This window comes from Burkholderia sp. RF7-non_BP4 (assembly GCF_001521935.1).
Classification (GTDB): domain Bacteria; phylum Pseudomonadota; class Gammaproteobacteria; order Burkholderiales; family Burkholderiaceae; genus Burkholderia; species Burkholderia diffusa.
In genome coordinates this window covers 522997-537400 of sequence record NZ_LOTA01000010.1, presented here as the reverse complement: position 1 = coordinate 537400, position 14404 = coordinate 522997, and the positions used below count along the sequence as shown (strand labels likewise).

The window sequence follows — 14404 nt, the reverse complement described above, 5'->3', positions numbered from 1 at the left end:
CAAATGTGACGAAAAATGCCGCATGCCGCGCCGCGCACGGCTGCCCCCGCCGGTCCGGTTCAGAACTGGTAATTCACCGACATGTCGAACACGCCGTTCGTCGACTGCTGCGTGACCGGGCTGCGCCGTGCGCGGCCGACGAGCTGTTCGATCGCGCCGTCCATCGTCACGAACCAGTGCTTGTCGATGAACCAGACCATCGTCACGCCCGCGCCGAACGACTTCATCCCCGCGCCCGACGAATAGGCCGGCAGCCCCGAACGGGCGGACGCCCCCGCGTTCACGCCGAACCAGCTGTTCATGTAGCGCGAATCGGCGAACGACACCGTCGGCCCGGCGAACCAGAAGAAGTGTTCGTTACTGCCCGGCATCGGCATGTACGCAGAGAAATCGCCGACCCAGCCGTTCGAGCCGCCGATGCTGCGCCGGACATCCGCGCGCAGCACGAGCGGAAATTCCTTCGAGATCACGTAATCGGCCGCGAGCTTCATCACCGGCGCCGCGTTGATGTTGTCGAGCCCGTTCAGGTGGTCGAGGTCGTCGGCCGAGCGGCGCCCGAGGTCATAGCCGACCGACAGGCTCACGCGCCAGTTGGGCCCGCGCAGCACGTTCGCGCCGAGCCCCTCGCCCGTCGACAGGAAGAACAGGTCGCGATAGCGCACGTCGACATTCGGGCCGCCCATCACGCGGTAGCGGTCGGAGCCCGCGTAGCGCGGCTGGAGCGTCATCGCCGCGCCGACGCTGACCTGCCACGTCGGGACCGTCGGACTGAACAGTTTCTGCAGCGGAACGCCCGCCGAGTATTGCCATTCGCCGAGCGGCGAAGGCGTCTGCGCCGACGCGTCGCGCGCACCCGCCGCTGCGAGCGCGGCGAAGGCCGACAGGCCGGACACGAACCGGCGAGCGCCGGGCGACAACAACGGGCGGGCAACGGTCATCAAGGCGGTCTCCGTCGGTTGCATGAAACGAACCTGAGGGAAAGCGCGTCGCATCCCGATCGGCTGCAACGGCAGGCAGCCGACGGCGCGAACGTAGCGTGCGCTGAATTGTGAACATCCTACGCGACGCGCGCGTAGCCGCAAAGCGCCCGTTGAGCACGGGCACTTTGCCGGTTTCCGGTACGAACGGGCGCAGGATTGCGGAATCAGAAACGCTCGACGTGATAGTCGCCGGCCAGCGCGGCCGGACTGCGCTTCGCCATCATGCGCGAGAAGCCGTCGGCGAGACGCCCGAGCGCGAGCTGCTTCTGGCTCGCGTCCCAGTGCGTGTAGGTGTCGTAGGCGGTGTCGTCGAACGACACGGTGACGGCGACCGGGCGCCCGCTCGCGCGAAAACCGATATGCAGCACGCCGCCCGGCAACTCCTCGATGTGATAGCGCAGCGAACGCGACTCGAAATAGCGGCCCAGCACCTGGGCGATCGCGCGCTTGTCGGGCGATTGCACGTGAATGTCCATGATGGTCCTCCTTTCAGTGATCGCGCGGCCGGCCGTGGTTGGCTGCGCCCGCCCGGCATTCGCATCGGCGGCGGCTGCGACGGCGGATCGCCTTGCGGCAGCCCCGGGGGCACGGGCGGATCGAACGGATCGTCGCGCTCGGGCAGCGCCGGGTCGGGATCGACGTCGGGCGTCGGCTCGGGTCGGTGCAGCATGGATCGCATGCTCATGTCACTCCTGCGCGGCGGCTCGCGCGTGTCGATTGGCGCGGCGAGCGCACGCAACCGATGTGCCTGCCCGGCGGCGCAACCGCGCACGCCGTCATGCGTCGTATGCCGCCATCACCAGCCACAAGGTGCGCCCTTCGGCGGCGAGCCGCACCGCGAGCGCGAACGGATCGGACGGCGCGCATCGCGCGACCAGCGCCCGCTGCGCGCTTTCCGGCCCCGCGTAGACGGTATGGTTCAGCTCGCGGACTTCGTCCTTCCCGTCGAACACGCGCCGCTCGGGCCGATGGATCCGCGATTCACGCTTCCACGTGTCGAACCGTTCGCGCACATCGCGGAAATCGCCGCCGCACACGTTCGCGTCGTAACGTATCCTTTTCCTGGGTTCAATCATCACGATGTCCTCTCGTCCACACCGGCGGCGGGCCGCCCGCATCTGCGCCCGTCCGGCCGCCCCGACGACTGCAAGCGTCATGCCGCCCCTGCCGCGCGGGCACGGCGCTTGCGGCCGTCGTACCCGTAAGGAGGTTCGATCATGACCGCATCCGCCCCCGGCAGCCGCAGCGCCGTGTCACCGGCTGCCGGCCCGCTCTCTCTGGCCGCGTCGCGCAAGCCGTCCGAAGACAAGACGGAGAAACGCATCGACGAAGGGCTCGAGGAGACATTCCCGGCCAGCGATCCGCCCGCCGTCGGCGGCGCGACCCGCATCGACCCCGGCAAGCCGTCCGGCGAACGCCACCGTCGCGCGCCCGACGCCCCGCCACCGCCCCGCGATCACGGCTGACGGCGGCACCCCGGCCCGCGATGCGCGGCAGCGTGGCGACGGGCCGGCACAACCGGAGTGAACTGATGAAACGCATTGAACGTGCATGGCACGAAGTCAGCGGCGCCGCGGGCGTCGCAGCGCTGGCCGCGATCGAGAGTGCGCTGGTCCTCGCCATCGTCGTGATGACGGGGGTCGGCCACTGAGCGCGGCAGGCGGCCCGGCCACGGCTGCCGCCGTGGAAGATGTACAACCCGGCTGGCAAATTTCTCCGTGGCACGGCCGCGCAGGTCCCGCGCCTGTCGATTGAACGCGGCACGCGTCCTGCTTCCGCATCGTCTCCCTCACGAAGGAGGCGTTCATGTATCGCGTCAATGAAATCATGTCGCGCGACGTAGTGTGCGTCGCGCCCACCGACACGATTCGCCATGCAGCCGAATTGATGCAGCGCTTCGACATCGGCGTGCTGCCGGTGTGCGACGGCAGCGGGCTCGTCGCGATCGTGACGGACCGCGACCTCGCGATACGCGCGCTGTCGCACGGGCATCCGCCCGATACCCCCGTGAAAGTGGTCGCATCGGCGCCGGTGCAGTGGTGCGTCGAGGATGACGGTGTCGGCGACGTGCAGCAGCGGATGGCCGACATACAGCTGCACCGGATGCCGGTGCTCGACGCCAACCACCAGATCGTCGGGATGGTGTCGCTCGGCGACATCGCGACGCGCGCGGGCGGCCCGGCACGCGACGAGCTGGCGAATACGCTCGAGGATGTGTCGCTGCCGCGCCGCCGCTGAGCGGCCATCCCAACCGCGCTGCCCGCGCGCCGTATGCGCCGCGCCGCTTCGACCAGGAGAAAAGCGATGACAACGGACAGACCGTCGCGCACGCAGGCGCGCATTGTCGGCGACCGCGGCCGTTCGGCCGGCGGGCCGGGGCCGGACGTAATGGCCGCCGGCACGCTGGAAAACGATCGCGTGCTGACGATCGACGGCGACGACATCGGCAAGGTCACGAACATCATGCTCGACATCCGCTCGGGCCGGATCGCGTACGCGGTCGTGTCGTCGGGCGGATTTGCCGGGATCGGCGACAAGCTGCTCGCGGTGCCGTGGAGCGTGCTGACGCTCGACGTCGAGCGCCGCTGCTTCGTGCTGCCCGTGCCGACCGAGCAGGTGCGCGACGCCCCGGGCTTCGAGAAGGACCGCTGGCCGACGATGGCCGATCCCGCGTGGGCCGAGGCGCTGCACGCGCATTACGGCGCGTCGCCGTACTGGCTGATCGAGGAAGGCGAAACGGCGCTCGACTCGCCGCCGTACGAGGCGTCGCCGGGCGGCCCCGAGAACGACACGCGGCGGCACTGATCGCGGATCAGTGCGCGGCCGCGATCGAACGCTCGAGCGCGCGCGCGGCGCCCAGATGCGTCTTCAGCGTCGGCAGCGTGTCGGCCGCGAACGCGCGAAGCTGCGGGTCGTGGCCGTTGCGCGCTTCGGCTTCGTAAAGCCTGATCGCCGCCTCGTGCGCGTTCGGTCCCGCCAGCGCGATGTACCCCTTGTCGAATGCGTCGCCATTCATGGTTCGCAGTGCCGTCAGCGCCGGATCGACCAGCATGCGCGTCTGCACGGGCAAGCCCTTTTGCGCGCCGAGCCGGCGCAATTCCGCGGCGACGCGAACGTGATCGTCGATCATCCGGCGCGCGAACGCCTTCACGTCCGGATTCGACGACCGATCGAGCGCGAGCTGGCTCGCCTGCAGTTCCGTCTTGCCGACGATGCCCGCCTTGTCGACGAATTCCGCGTCGATGCCGTTCGGCCGCCGCGTCATATCCGCCTCGTCGGCGGTCTCGCCGGGACGGACGACGCCCGGCGCGACACGAACGGACGATGCAGGCGGCGCCTGCGCATGCGCCGGCGTGCATGCCGACCCGCAGAACGCCGCGAGCACGCCCGATACCAGCAAGCAGGCGTTGCCGGCAAACGAGAGCCGCACGCTCAACGCCATGCGCCCGGCGCGCGCCGGCTTGCCGCCGGTGTCGTCGCGCCGCGTGTTGTTCGATCGCTTCATCGTGCCTCCCGGTGGGTGTTGCGGAGGCCGCCGTGCGTCAGCGGTGCCGTCCGGCGCCCGCCACGTCGACGATCACGCTGGCCAGCGTCGGCATGTCGACCGGCTTGCACAGATACGCGTCGAAGCCGGCAGCCATCACGCGGTTCCGGTCCGCCGTGCCCGCGTGCGCGGTCACCGCGACGACGGGCAGACGCCCGCTGCCGTTCTGCAAATGGCGGATGTGGTCGAGCAGCCAGAAGCCGTCGCCGTCCGGCATCGCGAGATCGGACAGCACGACGCTCGGGGGCTGCCGCGCCACCACGTCGAGCGCGTCGCGCCCCGATTGTGCGGTCGACACCTGGGCGCCGAGTGTTTCGAGCGCCGCCGCGAGACTCGCGCGCGACGTCGCGTCGTCGTCGACCACCAGCACGCGCTGGCCGTCGAGCGCGACCGCCGTCGACGCCCCGCTCGGCCGCAACGGCCGGCCGGTCAGATTGTCCGCGCCCCATTCCACCGGCAGCATGACCGTCACGGTCGTGCCGCGCCCGGCACCTTCGCTCGTGGCCGCAACCTCGCCGCCATGCAGCCGCGCGATGTTGCGCACGATCGACAGGCCGAGCCCGAGGCCGCGCTTCGGCGACGCGGACGCGCCTTCCGGCCGGTTGAACGTATCGAACAGATGCGGCAGGCGTTCCGCCGAAATGCCCTGCCCCGAATCGGCGACCGACAGCCGTACGCGCGCGCCGGCCCGGGTCAGCGACACCTTGATCTGGCCGCCCGGCGGCGTGAACTTGATCGCGTTCGACAGCAGGTTCGACAGCACCTGACGAATGCGCTCGCCGTCCGCGTAGATCACGCAGTTGGACATCGCGCACGCGGTCGACAGTTCGAGCCCGTTCGCCTCCGCGGTCGCGCCGAGCTCGCGCACCGCCTCGTTCACGACGCGCACCAGGTCGACGGGCGTGCGTTCGAGCCGCATCCGGCCCGTCGCGAGCGACGACGCGTCGAGCAGGTCGCCGACCATCCGCGACAGCGACCGCGCGCTACGATCGATCGCGTCGATCGCCTGGTGCGCGAAGCTCTGGCCCTCGGCGTTGCGCAGCACCTCGACCCAGCCGTAGATCACATTGAGCGGTGTGCGCAATTCATGCGACACGGTGGCCAGCAGTTCGTCCTTCAACCGGTTCGATTCGTCGGCCTGCACGCGCGCGTCGCGCGCACCGCGCAGCGAGCGCAGATAGCGCCGCTCGTCGCGGCGGCGTTCGCGCGCCTCGCGCAGCGTCATGGACAGGCCGGTGCAGTTGCCTTGCGCGTCGACGATCGGCGCTGCCGCGAAAGTCGCGCGAAACCGGCCGCCGTCGTGCCGCACGCACAGAACGTCGAGCGGGCCGGCGGGCACACGCGCGTTCGCGAACGAAGCGGGAACGGGATGCAGCCGCAGCCAGCGCGGCGCGATCAGCGTGGTGACGTCGTGTCCGATCACCGCCGCGACCTCCATGCCGAAGAGGCGCCGCGCCGCCGGGTTCCAGCTCGTGATCCGCCGTGCGGCGTCGACGCCGATGATCGCGTCGGGCGATGCTTCGACCACGCGGCGCAGCAGGATGTCGTCGAGTGCACGCGGCGCGGGCGCCGGTTCGCGGCTCGGCGTGCGTGCATCATCTCCTTCGGCATCGTCGTCGGCCCCGCGCAGCCGGTCGCTCGCGAGCAGCGGCTTGACGGCCAGCACGAGCATGCACTCGACGAAGCCGATCGCAACGAAGACGCCGGCCCGCATGAGCAGCGCAGGCAGCGACATGTCGCGCCACCACAACGCGCCGATCACGACCGCGCTCGCGGCGGTCGCCGCCAGACCGCCGCCGAACGAAGTCAGCCAGGCCGCAGCCGCGACACCGACGTACAAAGGCAGCGGCGCAAATGGTTCGCGCATGCCGACGACGTGAATCGCCCACGCCTGCAGCGCGGACGCCAGCCCGACGGCCAGCGCGACCCATGCGCCTTGCCGAAACAGCTCGCGGGTAAAAGTTCTCATCGTTTCCCTGCATCGCCTGCGACCGTCGCTCGAAGGCATGCCGCCGAGCGGACCCGGCGAGCCTATGAACGCCGCAATGCGCGTACCCGCCGCATCGCGCCCGGCGACTTCGCGGCAAGGTCAGGTGTGCGTGCCGTCGCGCCGCGTCGCTCAACGGCCTGCCGTGCTTGCGGGGAACGCGACGGCCGATATCTTTCAATTTCTCATTCGTCGGCTGTAAAAAAGCACCGGCGGCGGCATCGTGCCCCAGCGATCGCATATTTCTTCCGTCATCGCACCGGGCATTGGAAATTTCTAAATCGCGGCACCTTCCGTGCGGTTTCGCTGTCGATGATAGATATTGCAAAGAAGGGGATGCGCGGTGCCGATTTTCAAAACGGCCCGCTGACGCCTATGGCCGAATCCGCAAACCGTCCGAAGCAACGTGCCGACGCGCGCCGGCTGTCCGGCCGCTCCGCGGCGATGCGCACGCTGCTCGGCCGTATCGAGAAAATCGCTCCGACCCGCGCCAGCGTGATGATTGCCGGCGAAAGCGGGGTCGGCAAGGATATCGTCGCGCGGCGGCTGCACGACCTGAGCGCGCGACGCGACGGGCCGTTCGTCCCCGTCAACTGCGGCGCGATTCCGGCGGACATCGCCGAAGCGCAGTTGTTCGGCCACGAGAAAGGCAGCTTCACCGGCGCGATCGCGCAACGTGAAGGATTCTTCGAAGCCGCGTTCGGCGGCACGCTGCTGCTCGACGAGATCGCGGAGATGCCCGCGTCGCTGCAGGTGAAGCTGCTGCGGGCGCTCGAATCGAACACGATCGTGCGGGTCGGCGGCACCGAGTCGATTCCGCTCGACGTGCGCATCGTGTCGGCGACCCGCCACAATCCCGCCGAAGCCGTGCGCGACGGCCGGCTGCGCGAGGATCTGTTCTATCGTCTCGCCGCGTTCGCGCTGTACGTGCCGCCGCTGCGCCAGCGCAGCGGCGACGTCGAGGCGATCGCGCACGAGTTCGTCGATGTGCTCAACGTGCGGCACCACTCGCACAAGCGTCTGACCGACGCGGCGATCGCCGCGCTGCGCGCGTATTCGTGGCCCGGCAACGTGCGCGAATTGCACAACACGATCGAGCGCGCGTACATCCTCGCGGACGACGGCATCGACGTCGCGCTGCCGAAGCCGACGATGTTGCCCGACCATACATCGGACGATGCGATGGCGCTGCCGCTCGGCGCGACGCTGCACCACGCGCAGCAGCGTTTCATCGCGGCGACGCTGCAGCACTTCGACGGCAACAAGCCGCAAGCGGCGAAAGCGCTCGGCATCAGCCTGAAGACGCTCTACAACCGGCTGGCGCTGATGCGCGACGGCGGCAACGGCTGAGCATCGCCGAGGGCGTCGCGCGTGGCGCGCTCGACCTGCATCAACCGATGCAGGTCACGCGACCTTGAACTGCCCGACCGTCGTCGCGAGCGCGTTCGCCTGCGTCTGCAGCGCGGTCGCGGCCGCGGTCGACTGTTCGACGAGCGCCGCGTTCTGCTGCACCATTTCGTCGAGCTGCGTGACCGCGCGGTTCACTTCCTGGATGCCGCGCGTCTGCTCGTTCGCCGCGTGCGTGATCTCGGAGATGATCGTCGTCACGTTGGCGACGTTCGACACGATTTCGCGCATCGTGTCGCCGGCCTGACGCACCTGCCCCGACCCGGCCGACACGCTCGCCACCGTCGACTCGACCAGCACCTTCACCTCGCGCGCGGCCTGCGCGCTGCGTTGCGCGAGACTGCGCACTTCCTGCGCGACGACCGCGAAACCGCGCCCTTGCTCGCCGGCACGCGCGGCTTCCACGGCCGCGTTCAGCGCGAGGATGTTGGTCTGGAACGCGATCCCGTCGATCACGCCGATGATGTCGCCGATCCGGCCCGACGCTTCCTCGATCTTCCCCATCGTCGACACGACGTCCGATACGACCACGCCGCCGTGCGACGCGATCCGCGACGCCGCGGCCGCCCGTTCGTCGGCCTGGCCGGCGGCGGCCGCCGACTGGCCGACCGTCGCCGTGATCTCTTCCATCGATGCGGCCGTTTGCTCGAGGCTCGCCGCCGCCGATTCGGTCCGCGACGACAGGTCCTGGTTGCCCGCGGCGATTTCGTTCGCGGCCGTGCGCACCGATTCGCTCGCATCGCGAATCTGCCGCATCACGTCGTTCAGCTTGTCGACGAAGCTGTTGAACGAGCGCGCGATGTCGGCCACCTCGTCGCGGCCTTCGGCCGGCAGGCGCTGCGTCAGGTCGCCGGTGCCCGAGCCGATCGACGCCATCGCCTGGCGCACCTGCGACAGGCGGCGGAACGCGGTTGCCGTGATCGCGCCGACGATCAGCGACGCGACGCCGACGATCACCACCAGCGTGACCAGCGACGCGGTCAGCAGCGAGCGCATCCCTGCCGTCGCTTCCGATTTGTCGAGCAGGACCAGCGCGTACCAGTCGGTGCCGGGCACGGCCTGCGCGCGCACCAGCTTCGCATCGCCGCCCACCTGCACCTCGACCGGCGCGACGGCCGCGGCCAGCGACGCGGCGCTCACGGCGCCGAGGTCGGGCGACACGTCGGCGACCGGCTTCAGCGTGAGCTTCGCGTCCGGATGCGCGACGACGTGGCCGCTGCTGTCGATCAACATCCCGAAGCTCGCGGGCGTCGGGCGGATCGACTTCACGTTCGCGATCACGCTGTCCATCGCGACGTCGGCCGCGACGACGCCCTTCAGCGCGCCGTCGCGCAGGATCGGCACCGCGAACGTGACGACCAGGTTGCCGGTGCCGGCATCGACGTACGGCGGCGTGACGACCGGCTTGCCGGCCTGTGCGGCCTGCTTGTACCACGGGCGGCCGGTCGGGTCGTAGTCGGGCGGGATGCCGGTCGGGTCGGAGAAACGGAACACCTTGTCCGCGTAGCCCGCGTAGACGTTCGTGAAGCCGCCGGCCGCGGCCATCTGCTTGAACACCGGCAGCGGATCGGGCGACAGCGCGGCGTCCTGCAGCGACGCGATCATCCGGCTCCGGGTCGCGACCCAGTCGCCGATGCCGACCACGTGGCCGCTGGCGACGGATTTCAGGTTGCGGTCGATCGCATCGTCGTTGTACGCATGCGCGATGAAGTAATTGATCAGCGTGGTGGCGACGAGCGCGAATACGACGATGGCGACGCACGCTGCAAGAATGCGGGTGCGGATGGACGAGAACATGGCAACGACTCGGTAAGGGAGCGCGAACGCCCGGTGGACGGATTCACCGGGTAAACGGCATTCGCGCCGCTTACTTGAGCCTGTTGTGTCGATTCGATGAAACGTATGACGAAAAACGCCGACGGCCGCAGGGGCGTTGTCCGCAAGCTTGCGCGGGGTGGTTGCCTATGCGGCATGGCGCGTCGGCGGTGGTGGCGCCGGCCGCAGCCGGCCCCCCTTTCACAGACGGCGACTGGTATTCGTATCCGGCTCCCGGTTCGGCGTACTGGCTGGCGTGTCGCGCTCGAGGTCGTCCTGTCTGCGCATGCGTTCGCGCAAGTGGCGGATCGCGAACACGTGAATGTAGTCGTGCACGCGCGCATCGGACGACAACGCACGCACTTCGTCGTCGAGCATCGTGCGCAACTGGTCGTCGCCGATCGCGCGCGCTTCGGCGACGGCCTTCAAAGCATCAAGCATATTGTCCTGTGACATCGACGGGCTCCTGGCGGTCGAGGAACGAAAGGAAAAGACGACTTACCGGAAGATTAGATTAGAGACTGGATAGCCGCCCGGCGTGCGATGCGCCGAAGCGTGTTTGCGCGCGATCAACGGCACGTTGCGTGCCGCCGCGCCGATCCGTCGCTGGATCGGCCCGTGCGCAGGATTCGCGGCGCGCGTGGCCCGCGAACGACTGGAAGGATTGTCCACGCCTCCCCGAGGCGCGGCATCGCCGATCGCGCGGACGACGAACCGTCGCGCGACGGCGATGCACTCGGAAACTTAGACCGTCCGAAATCCTGCGTCAAGCGACGCTCGCCAGCTGTGATTCGTCTGTTCGAATGCACCGGATCGGGGCGCCGCACATCGCGTGCCGGCCGTTCTTGTCAGCGGATTCCGATACCTCGCACGCAATGCCTGACAGCGACTTCAGCGCGCGCCGATTGGCAGCGCGGCCTGCGCGGCGGATACTGACGTCATGAACGAAGCGTTCATACCCGGTCATCGCTCAGCCGGCCATCGAGCCGGCACGCGGGGTCGGGCGCAGGAGACCATCATGGCCCATCGCAACTTCCCGGCGCGGGACGGACAGCGGCGCACGCGCATGCTGTCCGCGCATTCCGTGCCGGTCGCAATCCGCCCGCCCGACGATCTCGACGCGTTACTCGCGCTCGCGCGCGAATCGGGCTTGCTCGTCACGCTCGACGGGCAGATCGGCCGCGAGAAATACCAGAGCGTCATGGGATCGGTGCTCGCGCTGCAGCGCTTCGCCGCCGCCCTTTGCGCGCGGGCCCGTGCCGACGCACCGGTCGTCGTCAGGCCGCGCCGCAAGGCGCGCCCCGGCTGGCCACGGCTGCGCAATCGCACGCCGGGCGGACGAGGACGGCTGCATGGCGCGCGTCGGCGCGCACGCGGATGCCGCGGCGCCCGTAGTCGGCACGACCTGCGAGCGCCTCGCATCGCGTAAAGGCCGAACGCAGCCGACGCGGCACGAGGCCGCGCGATGGTTGCGAAGGCTGCCACGCCAATCGGCGGCGACCGCCGCGCGTCGACCGCGCGACGGCACATCGCGTGCCGCCACACGCCGTTCCGCACGGCGACATCGACCCAAAAATACCTGCGAGGAAAGTAGTCTGCACGGGGCCAGGAAGCGGACGGGGTGAAAATCACCCCGTCCGTCATTCCAAGGCAGCCGTCGGCTGCCTACCCTCGCGCCAGAGAGTTCGTGATCGGCTGATGCGCCACGCGCTGCGTGGCACGGCGCCGGAAATCGGTTGAAGCGGGCGCAACCGCGTCGGATATGCGCCCGTTCGCGCGGTTCTGGACCCGACGTATCGAATCGTCGCGCCCCAAAACGGGACGACGGACGTTCTGTCACTATCTCATGCGAGGTGCACGGCGATTCTGATGCAGGTCAATGAAATGCCGCTTCACCACCGCCGCGTCGCGACGTTCACTCCGCGCCGCGCACGAGCAGCACCGGCACCTGCGCGAGATGCGCGATCCGGCGCGCCACGCTGCCGATCAGCCAGGCGGCAATGCCGCGCCGGCCATGCGTGCCGACCACCAGCAGTTCCGCATGCCAGTGCACCGCGTCGCGCATCAATGCATGGGCGACGTCGTCGCTGGTCGGACGGGTTTCGACGATGCCGCGCTTGGTCGGATTCCCCATTGCATGGAACAGCGGGCCGACCCGCGCCAGCGCATCCTCGCCCTCCGCGCGATACGCGTCCTCGAGCGCGCGCACCGGCACGAGATCCGTCAGACGAACCGCCCGATCGACGACATAGGCCGCATACAGCAGCGTCGTCGGCGCCGCGAAGCCGAGCCCGACGCGCACCGCATGCAGCGACGGCTCGCTGCCGTCCACGGCGAACATCAGGCGTTGCAGCGGTCCCTCCGACGGCCGCGTGTAGTCGGCGGGCACGATCAGCAGCGCGCAGCGTGCGCGCGAGGCCAGCGTGTCGGACACCGCGCCCTCGACGAGCCGCAACAGCCCATGGTGCGGATTGGCGCCGACCACGAGCACGTCGGCGCGCGACGCCGACGTATCGTTCGCGAGTGCATCGGCCACCGTGCCGCCCGTGACCGACGTATCGATGATCACCTGCTCGATCTCCGCGCCGCTCCCGGCGAACAGCGCCGCGATGCGCTCGAGCGTCGCCTGCGCCTCGCGCGTCATCTCCTCGCGCGCCGAGGTCAGCAGCGCGTCGACGCGCGGAATGTCGGGCAGCACGAGACGCGGATTGTCGATCGCGCAGACAATCCGTACCTGCATGCCGGGACGCAGCAGCGTGCGCAAGTAGCGCGCGGCGGCCAGCGATTCCGGCGTCAGGTCGACGGCCAGCGAAATTCGGGCGAGCGGCGGGATGGTCGGGCTGGATGGCATGGCGAAGATCTCCTGGCGGACGCGTCGTCGCGGACGACGACCGGAGCTTCGCGCGGGCGGCGGCGCGCGGCGGACGAACGGCCGACGCGGTCGCAGGGATCGGCGGACGGCCACGCGAAGCGCGGACAAGCGATTCAGACAGCATATGTCGTCCGGCCCGCACGTGCATGATCGTAATCAATGCCCGTGCGGGCCGCGATGCGCCGCGCAGCGACTTTTGCCCTGCCCGCTTACGACTTCGTCGACGCGGGCACGCCCGCGCGGTTCGCGTAGAACACCGCGTATGCGATGCCGAGCAGCACGATCCACGCCGGGCCGATCACGAGCGCGACACGCGTGTCCGGCGTGAATGCCATCAGCACGACGACCAGCGCGAGAAACCCGAGCGCGACGAACGAGCCGAGCGGATAGAACGGCACGCGGATCGGCAGGCGCGCGATCCTGTCGGCCGACAGCGTGCGGCGAAAGCGCATCTGCGCGATCAGGATCACGCACCACGTCCAGATCGCGCCGAACGTCGACACCGACGTCAGCCACGTGAACACCTGCTGCGGCGCCAGATAGTTGAGCAGCACGCCGATCAGCAGCAGCGCGACCGACACGGCGACGCCGTACACCGGCACGCCGTTGCGGTTCACGCGACCGAGGCTGGCCGGCGCCTGGCCCTGCTGCGCGAGGTTGTAGAGCATCCGCGCGGTGCTGAACAGGCCGCTGTTGCACGACGACAGCGCCGCGGTCAGCACGACGAAGTTGATGATGCCGGCGGCGGCCGGGATCCCAAGCCGCGAGAACGTCATCACGAACGGGCTGCCCTGCGTGCCGATCTGGTCCCACGGATAGAGCGACATGATCACGAACAGCGCGCCGATGTAGAAGATCAGCACGCGCCAGAATACCGAGTTCACCGCCTTCGTCAGCGACTTCTCCGGATTGCGCGCCTCGCCGGCCGTGAGGCCGAGCATCTCGACGCCGAGATACGCGAACATCACGATCGGCAGCGCGCCGATGACGCCGTCGATGCCGTTCGGCATGAAGCCGCCATGGGCCCACAGGTTCGAGATGCCCGTCGCGACGCCGCCGTTACCGATGCCGAATGCGATCATGAGGCCGCCGCCGACGATCATCAGCACGATCGTGACGATCTTGATCAGCGCGAACCAGAATTCGAATTCGCCGTACAGCTTGACCGCGATGAAGTTCACCGCGCCCATCGCCGTGAGCGCCGCGAGCGCCCAGATCCAATTCGGCACGCCCGGGAACCACATGTGCATGTAGACGCCGACTGCGGTGATCTCCGCCATGCAGGTGACGATCCACACGAACCAGTAGGTCCAGCCGGTCAGGTAGCCCGCGAGTGGGCCGAGGTAGTCGCGCGCATAGCGGCTGAACGCGCCGGCGACCGGATTGGAGATCGCCATTTCGCCGAGCGCGCGCATGATCAGGAAAATGGCGATTCCGCCCAGCAGGTAGGTCAGCAGGATGGCCGGGCCGGCTGTGCGGATCGCGGTGGCCGAGCCGAGGAACAGGCCGACGCCGATCGTCGCGCCGAGCGCCATCAGGTTGATGTGTCGCTCCTCCAGCCCGCGGTGCAGCTGGTCTTCTGGTTGTTTCAAGTCCGTCTCCTGGCAGCCGCGAACGGGCCGCCGTCATTGTGGATGTCAATGCGCGGCCGTTCATGCCGATACCGGCAAACCGAAAACGAAAAATCCCGCCAGCGTTTTCCGGATGAAAAACGTTGCGGATACTGCGTCACTCCGATTGGAATCGCCGCTGATTATCGGCATTTTCCGGAACAATCCGGAAAACGGATCGGGCCTTTC

General features: G+C 68.9%; 14 protein-coding genes. 5 read left to right on the top strand and 9 right to left on the bottom strand.

The window, feature by feature from the left end; translation table 11 throughout:
* Positions 1-59: 59 nt before the first annotated feature.
* The 3 genes from WS49_RS06180 to WS49_RS06170 all read right to left on the bottom strand — a co-directional run bounded on the left by WS49_RS06180 (position 60) and on the right by WS49_RS06170 (position 2056).
* Positions 60-938, bottom strand: coding sequence for a MipA/OmpV family protein (locus WS49_RS06180; protein ID WP_059525721.1), 879 nt, complete (start codon positions 936-938; stop codon positions 60-62).
* Positions 939-1144: 206 nt separating this feature from the next.
* On the bottom strand, positions 1145-1456 hold the full coding sequence (locus WS49_RS06175; RefSeq protein ID WP_044843100.1) for a hypothetical protein: 312 nt from the start codon (positions 1454-1456) through the stop codon (positions 1145-1147).
* Positions 1457-1756: 300 nt separating this feature from the next.
* Positions 1757-2056 carry a hypothetical protein gene (locus WS49_RS06170; RefSeq protein ID WP_059525422.1) on the bottom strand — a complete coding sequence of 100 codons (300 nt, stop codon included), beginning with the start codon at positions 2054-2056 and terminating at the stop codon, positions 1757-1759.
* A 141-nt stretch (positions 2057-2197) separates the two neighbouring features.
* Here WS49_RS06170 and WS49_RS06165 point away from each other — a divergent pair, with 141 nt between their 5' ends.
* The 3 genes from WS49_RS06165 to WS49_RS06155 all read left to right on the top strand — a co-directional run bounded on the left by WS49_RS06165 (position 2198) and on the right by WS49_RS06155 (position 3785).
* A complete protein-coding gene (locus tag WS49_RS06165; RefSeq protein ID WP_059525420.1) occupies positions 2198-2446 on the top strand; it encodes a hypothetical protein in 249 nt (82 codons plus the stop codon).
* A 340-nt stretch (positions 2447-2786) separates the two neighbouring features.
* Positions 2787-3218, top strand: a complete 432-nt coding sequence (locus WS49_RS06160; RefSeq protein ID WP_059525418.1) for a CBS domain-containing protein — start codon at positions 2787-2789, stop codon at positions 3216-3218.
* Positions 3219-3284: 66 nt separating this feature from the next.
* Complete coding sequence (locus WS49_RS06155; RefSeq protein WP_059525415.1) at positions 3285-3785, top strand: PRC-barrel domain-containing protein; 501 nt, start codon at positions 3285-3287, stop codon at positions 3783-3785.
* A 7-nt stretch (positions 3786-3792) separates the two neighbouring features.
* On the opposite strand, the gene WS49_RS06150 is transcribed toward WS49_RS06155, so the two are convergent.
* Both WS49_RS06150 and WS49_RS06145 read right to left on the bottom strand, forming a co-directional pair.
* Positions 3793-4422 carry a DUF4142 domain-containing protein gene (locus WS49_RS06150; protein ID WP_059525719.1) on the bottom strand — a complete coding sequence of 210 codons (630 nt, stop codon included), beginning with the start codon at positions 4420-4422 and terminating at the stop codon, positions 3793-3795.
* Positions 4423-4522: 100 nt separating this feature from the next.
* A complete protein-coding gene (locus tag WS49_RS06145; protein WP_059525413.1) occupies positions 4523-6493 on the bottom strand; it encodes a hybrid sensor histidine kinase/response regulator in 1971 nt (656 codons plus the stop codon).
* 330 nt (positions 6494-6823) lie between these two features.
* Between WS49_RS06145 and WS49_RS06140 the strand changes: the two genes are divergently transcribed.
* Positions 6824-7861, top strand: coding sequence for a sigma-54 interaction domain-containing protein (locus tag WS49_RS06140; RefSeq protein ID WP_059525412.1), 1038 nt, complete (start codon positions 6824-6826; stop codon positions 7859-7861).
* Between the two features lie 54 nt (positions 7862-7915).
* On the opposite strand, the gene WS49_RS06135 is transcribed toward WS49_RS06140, so the two are convergent.
* Complete coding sequence (locus tag WS49_RS06135; RefSeq protein WP_059525410.1) at positions 7916-9715, bottom strand: methyl-accepting chemotaxis protein; 1800 nt, start codon at positions 9713-9715, stop codon at positions 7916-7918.
* 219 nt (positions 9716-9934) lie between these two features.
* Positions 9935-10189 carry a DUF3562 domain-containing protein gene (locus WS49_RS06130; RefSeq protein ID WP_059525407.1) on the bottom strand — a complete coding sequence of 85 codons (255 nt, stop codon included), beginning with the start codon at positions 10187-10189 and terminating at the stop codon, positions 9935-9937.
* Between the two features lie 562 nt (positions 10190-10751).
* Between WS49_RS06130 and WS49_RS06125 the strand changes: the two genes are divergently transcribed.
* Positions 10752-11162, top strand: a complete 411-nt coding sequence (locus WS49_RS06125) for a hypothetical protein (RefSeq protein ID WP_059525405.1) — start codon at positions 10752-10754, stop codon at positions 11160-11162.
* A gap of 486 nt (positions 11163-11648) precedes the next feature.
* Here WS49_RS06125 and WS49_RS06120 read toward each other — a convergent pair whose 3' ends face one another.
* Together WS49_RS06120 and WS49_RS06115 are read right to left on the bottom strand one after the other, a co-directional pair.
* Positions 11649-12584: a universal stress protein gene (locus WS49_RS06120; protein ID WP_059525404.1), complete on the bottom strand. Its 936-nt coding sequence runs from the start codon at positions 12582-12584 to the stop codon at positions 11649-11651.
* 230 nt (positions 12585-12814) lie between these two features.
* A complete protein-coding gene (locus WS49_RS06115) occupies positions 12815-14197 on the bottom strand; it encodes an amino acid permease (protein WP_059525402.1) in 1383 nt (460 codons plus the stop codon).
* Positions 14198-14404: the final 207 nt, after the last annotated feature.

Excerpts from the sequence above, each read along its gene's own strand:
- WS49_RS06170 (WP_059525422.1), bottom strand. The coding sequence starts at position 2,056 with ATGATTGAACCCAGGAAAAGGATACGTTACGACGCGAACGTGTGCGGC.
- WS49_RS06180 (WP_059525721.1), bottom strand. The coding sequence starts at position 938 with ATGACCGTTGCCCGCCCGTTGTTGTCGCCCGGCGCTCGCCGGTTCGTG.
- WS49_RS06175 (WP_044843100.1), bottom strand. The coding sequence starts at position 1,456 with ATGGACATTCACGTGCAATCGCCCGACAAGCGCGCGATCGCCCAGGTG.
- WS49_RS06165 (WP_059525420.1), top strand. The coding sequence starts at position 2,198 with ATGACCGCATCCGCCCCCGGCAGCCGCAGCGCCGTGTCACCGGCTGCC.
- WS49_RS06155 (WP_059525415.1), top strand. The coding sequence starts at position 3,285 with ATGACAACGGACAGACCGTCGCGCACGCAGGCGCGCATTGTCGGCGAC.
- WS49_RS06135 (WP_059525410.1), bottom strand. The coding sequence starts at position 9,715 with ATGTTCTCGTCCATCCGCACCCGCATTCTTGCAGCGTGCGTCGCCATC.
- WS49_RS06125 (WP_059525405.1), top strand. The coding sequence starts at position 10,752 with ATGGCCCATCGCAACTTCCCGGCGCGGGACGGACAGCGGCGCACGCGC.
- WS49_RS06130 (WP_059525407.1), bottom strand. The coding sequence starts at position 10,189 with ATGTCACAGGACAATATGCTTGATGCTTTGAAGGCCGTCGCCGAAGCG.
- WS49_RS06145 (WP_059525413.1), bottom strand. The coding sequence starts at position 6,493 with ATGAGAACTTTTACCCGCGAGCTGTTTCGGCAAGGCGCATGGGTCGCG.
- WS49_RS06160 (WP_059525418.1), top strand. The coding sequence starts at position 2,787 with ATGTATCGCGTCAATGAAATCATGTCGCGCGACGTAGTGTGCGTCGCG.
- WS49_RS06150 (WP_059525719.1), bottom strand. The coding sequence starts at position 4,422 with ATGGCGTTGAGCGTGCGGCTCTCGTTTGCCGGCAACGCCTGCTTGCTG.
- WS49_RS06120 (WP_059525404.1), bottom strand. The coding sequence starts at position 12,584 with ATGCCATCCAGCCCGACCATCCCGCCGCTCGCCCGAATTTCGCTGGCC.
- WS49_RS06140 (WP_059525412.1), top strand. The coding sequence starts at position 6,824 with ATGATAGATATTGCAAAGAAGGGGATGCGCGGTGCCGATTTTCAAAAC.